General features: G+C 72.4%; 4 protein-coding genes and 1 pseudogene. 3 read left to right on the forward strand and 2 right to left on the reverse strand.

Annotated features, from left to right (window positions below; all coding sequences use genetic code 11):
- A partial coding sequence (locus AC1DZ6_RS21415) for a 2-dehydropantoate 2-reductase N-terminal domain-containing protein (protein WP_477099152.1) occupies window positions 1–402 on the reverse strand: 402 nt, incomplete at its 3' end.
- Window positions 399–1,517, reverse strand: coding sequence for a tRNA (adenosine(37)-N6)-threonylcarbamoyltransferase complex transferase subunit TsaD (gene tsaD, locus AC1DZ6_RS21420; protein WP_477099153.1), 1,119 nt, complete (start codon window positions 1,515–1,517; stop codon window positions 399–401). The genes AC1DZ6_RS21415 and tsaD, both read right to left, overlap by 4 nt.
- A 73-nt stretch (window positions 1,518–1,590) precedes the next feature.
- Here tsaD and hemC point away from each other — a divergent pair, with 73 nt between their 5' ends.
- The 3 genes and pseudogenes from hemC to AC1DZ6_RS21435 all read left to right on the forward strand — a co-directional run.
- Window positions 1,591–2,559 (forward strand): hydroxymethylbilane synthase, encoded by a 969-nt coding sequence (hemC, locus tag AC1DZ6_RS21425; protein WP_477099154.1) that lies wholly within the window; start codon window positions 1,591–1,593, stop codon window positions 2,557–2,559.
- Between the two features lie 4 nt (window positions 2,560–2,563).
- Complete coding sequence (locus AC1DZ6_RS21430; RefSeq protein ID WP_477099155.1) at window positions 2,564–3,271, forward strand: uroporphyrinogen-III synthase; 708 nt, start codon at window positions 2,564–2,566, stop codon at window positions 3,269–3,271.
- 43 nt (window positions 3,272–3,314) lie between these two features.
- A pseudogene (locus AC1DZ6_RS21435) lies at window positions 3,315–3,563 on the forward strand (hypothetical protein); the annotation flags it as partial.

Genomic DNA, 3,563 nt, shown 5'->3' on the forward strand with positions numbered 1-3,563 from the left:
CGACAGCACAGCGATCGGCTGGCCCGGCAGCACCTCGGCGGCCACGTCGCTCATCAGCTTCAGCGTGCCCTGCTCGACGCCCTTTGAGCACAGCACCACGGGCACGCCCGGCTTCAGGTGCGGCTTCAGGGCGGCGAGGGCCGAGCGCAGATGCTGGGCGGGCGGCACGGCCAGGATCAGGTCGCAGGCGGCCAGCGCGGCCATGTCGGCCGAAGCGGTGATCGCGTCCTCCAACTTCACCCCGGCCAGGAACATCGTGTTCTCGCGGTCGGCGGCGATCGAGGCGACCACTTCGGGCTCGCGGGCCTGAAGGGTGACCTGAAGGCCGGCCCRGGCCGCGACCTGGGCCAGGGCCGTGCCCCAGGCTCCGGCGCCGATGACGCCCGCGTGCTTGAAGGTCATGCCTTGGCTCCCTTGCGACCGAAACTGTTGCTCGGATTGGATAACGCGGCGGCCTCGTCCAACGGCCAACGCGGACGCGCCACGGCGTCCAGATCGTCGGAAATCCCGATCGCCAGCCGCTCGGCCCCGGCCAGCGCGATCATGGCGGCGTTGTCGGTGCAATAGGCCAGGGGCGGGGCGTCGAAACTGAAACCGTTGTCGGCGCAGTTCTTGCGCAACGCCTCCTTCACCGCGCCGTTGGCCGCGACGCCGCCGGCCACGACGAAGCGCAGGGCCTGGCCCGGATGGCCGGCGGCGTAGAGCTTCATGGCCCGGTCTGTGCGCTCCGACAGCTGGCGGGCGATGGCGAACTGCACGGCGGCGGCCAGGTCGGCGCGCGATTGTTCGTCGGTCACTTTTTCGGCCAGTCGCGCGGCGGCGGTCTTCAGGCCAGAGAACGAGAAGTCGCAATCCTTGCGGCCCAGCAGGGCGCGGGGCAGGTCGAACTTGCTCGGGTCGCCGCTGGCCGCCAGCTTTTCCAGGGCCGGACCGCCCGGATAGGGCAGGCCCAGGCTCTTGGCGATCTTGTCGAAGGCCTCGCCGGCCGCGTCGTCGATGGTGGTGCCCAGGCGGGTGCAGGCCCCGACCCCGGCCACTTCCAGCAGCTGGCAGTGTCCGCCGGAGACCAGCAGCAGCAGGAACGGATAGTMGATCGACGCTCCCAGCCGGGCCGAGACCGCGTKGCCTTCCAGGTGGTTGACCGCCACGAGCGGCAAGTCGCGGGCCAGGGCCACGGCCTTGCCGAACGCCAGGCCGACCATCACCCCGCCCACCAGGCCGGGTCCGGCGGTGGCCGCCACGCCGTCCAGGGCGTCGAACCCGATGCCCGCCGCGCGCATCGCCTCGGCGACGACGCTGTCGATGGCTTCCACGTGGGCGCGGGCGGCGATCTCGGGCACCACCCCGCCGAACGGGGCGTGCTGCTCGAACTGGGTGCCGACGATCGACGACAGCACCTCGACGCGGCCGTCCGCGTTCCGGCGCACGACGGACGCGGCGGTCTCGTCGCAGCTGGTCTCCAGACCAAGGATGGTCAGGACGGCTTTGGCCGGGCCTGAGTTCGTAAGGGTCGTCATGCGGTTGCGGGGTTCCCGCCGCTCCTGTAGCAGCGAAGGCTTGTGATCTCGCTCTGCAGGTAACGTTCCGACAGTGTCCCGGCAACCCATCCGCATCGGCGCGCGCGGCTCCAAGCTGTCGCTGGCCCAGTCCGGCCTGATGCAGGCCCGCATCGCGGCCGCCCTCGGCTGGGGCGGCGGCCCAAGTGGCGAGGGGGGCATCGACGCCTTCGCCCAGCTGATCCCGATCGTCACCAGCGGCGACCGCATCCAGGATCGCCGGCTGATGGAGATCGGCGGGAAGGGCCTGTTCACCAAGGAGATCGAGGAAGCCCTGCTGGACGGCCGCATCGACTGCGCGATCCATTCTCTGAAGGACATGCCCGCCCAACTTCCCCCGGGTCTGGTCTTAGCCGCCGTGCCCGAGCGCGAGGATCCGCGCGACGCCTTCATCAGCCATGTCGCCGAGCGGCTGGAGGATCTGCCCAAGGGCGCGCGCCTGGGCACCGCCTCGCTGCGGCGCCAGGCCCAGGCCCTGCACGTGCGGCCCGACCTGGACGTCGTCATGCTGCGCGGCAATGTCGACACCCGCTTGGCCAAGCTGGAGCGCGGCGAAGCCGACGCCATCCTGCTGGCCCAGTCGGGCCTGAACCGCCTGAACCTGGGCCACCTGACGCGCAGCTGGCTCGACCCCCTGGCCGCCCCGCCCGCGCCGGGCCAGGGCGCCCTGGTCATCGAGACCCGCGCCGAGGATGTCGACCTGCCCTGGCTGCAGGCCGTGCGCTGCCAGGTCACCACCCTGGCGGTCGCCGCCGAACGCGGCGCGCTCTACGCCCTGGAAGGTTCGTGCCGCACGGCGGTCGGCGCCTATGCCCGGCTGGACGGCCTGAGCCTGAGCCTGATCGTCGAGGCCCTGACCCCCGACGGCGTCCAGCGCTTCCGGCGCGAGGGTTCGGTCACGCTCTCCAACATCGACGCCGCCGACGAGGCTCGGGCCCTGGGCTTGGAGCTGGGCGCGGSCGTCCGCGTCGAGGGCGGTCCCGCCCTCATTCTGACCGAGTAGGCCGATGGTGGCGGCCGCGCCGCGGATCTGGATCACCCGGGCCTCGCCGGGCGCCGAGGAGACCGCCGCCCGCCTGTCAGCCATGGGGCTGCCGCCGTTGGTGGATCCGCTGCTGGCGGTGGTCCTCCTGTCGCCGGCGATCGCGCTGGACGGCGTCGCCGCCCTGGCCTTCACCAGCGTCAACGGTGTGGAGGCCTTCGCCCGCCTTTGCGCCGACAGAAGCCGCCCGGTCTTCGCGGTGGGAGAGCGCACCGCACGGGCCGCGCGCGAAGCCGGCTTCGCCGAAGTCATGTCCGCCGACGGCGATGTCGGCGCTCTGGCGGCCCTGATCGTGGGGCAGGCGGTTCGGATCGACGGCGCCGTGCTGCATCCCAGCGCTCAGGAGCCCGCCGGCGACCTGGTCTCGCCCCTGGTCGCGGCCGGCCTGACCGCCCGCCGCGTGGCGGTCTATGAAACGGTCGAGCGCGACCCCGAACCCGCCACCCTGGCTCAGCTGGGAACGATGGCCGCGGTTTTGCTCTATTCGCCGCGCGCGGCGGGCAAGCTGGCGCGGGTGCTGAAGGCCCGTCCCGCGCCCAGCCTGCGGGCCTTGTGCCTGTCGCCGTCCGTGGCCGCAGCGCTCGGGACGGCGGAGCAGGACGGCCGGCTGGCGTCCGTGGTCTCCGCGCCGCACCCGACCGAAACCGCGCTGCTCGACCTCCTTACGCTCTAGCTCAACGATTGCGCGGCGCGGCGGCGTGGGGCACGAATGGCGCATGACGCTCGCTCCCGATCCCGTTGAATCAGACGCTCCGCGCGACCCGGCGCTGTATGGCCGCCGTCGCCTCCTGGGACCGGGCTTCTGGGCGCTGATCGCCTTTGGGATCCTCTGCGTGGCGGCCGGCGCGGCCCTGGCGCGATTCGGGCCGACCTGGTTCTCGGGCGCCAAGACGCCGCCCCCCGTCCAGCAACCCGCCGGAAGCGCAGCGCCGAGCTCGCAGACCGGATCCGGTCAGCCGCTCTAC

It is taken from the genome of Caulobacter sp. P1_B12_2 (assembly GCF_056406675.1).

Bases quoted from the DNA above. Each gene is read 5' to 3' on its own strand.
- AC1DZ6_RS21430 (WP_477099155.1), top strand. From the start codon at position 2,564: ATGGTGGCGGCCGCGCCGCGGATCTGGATCACCCGGGCCTCGCCGGGC.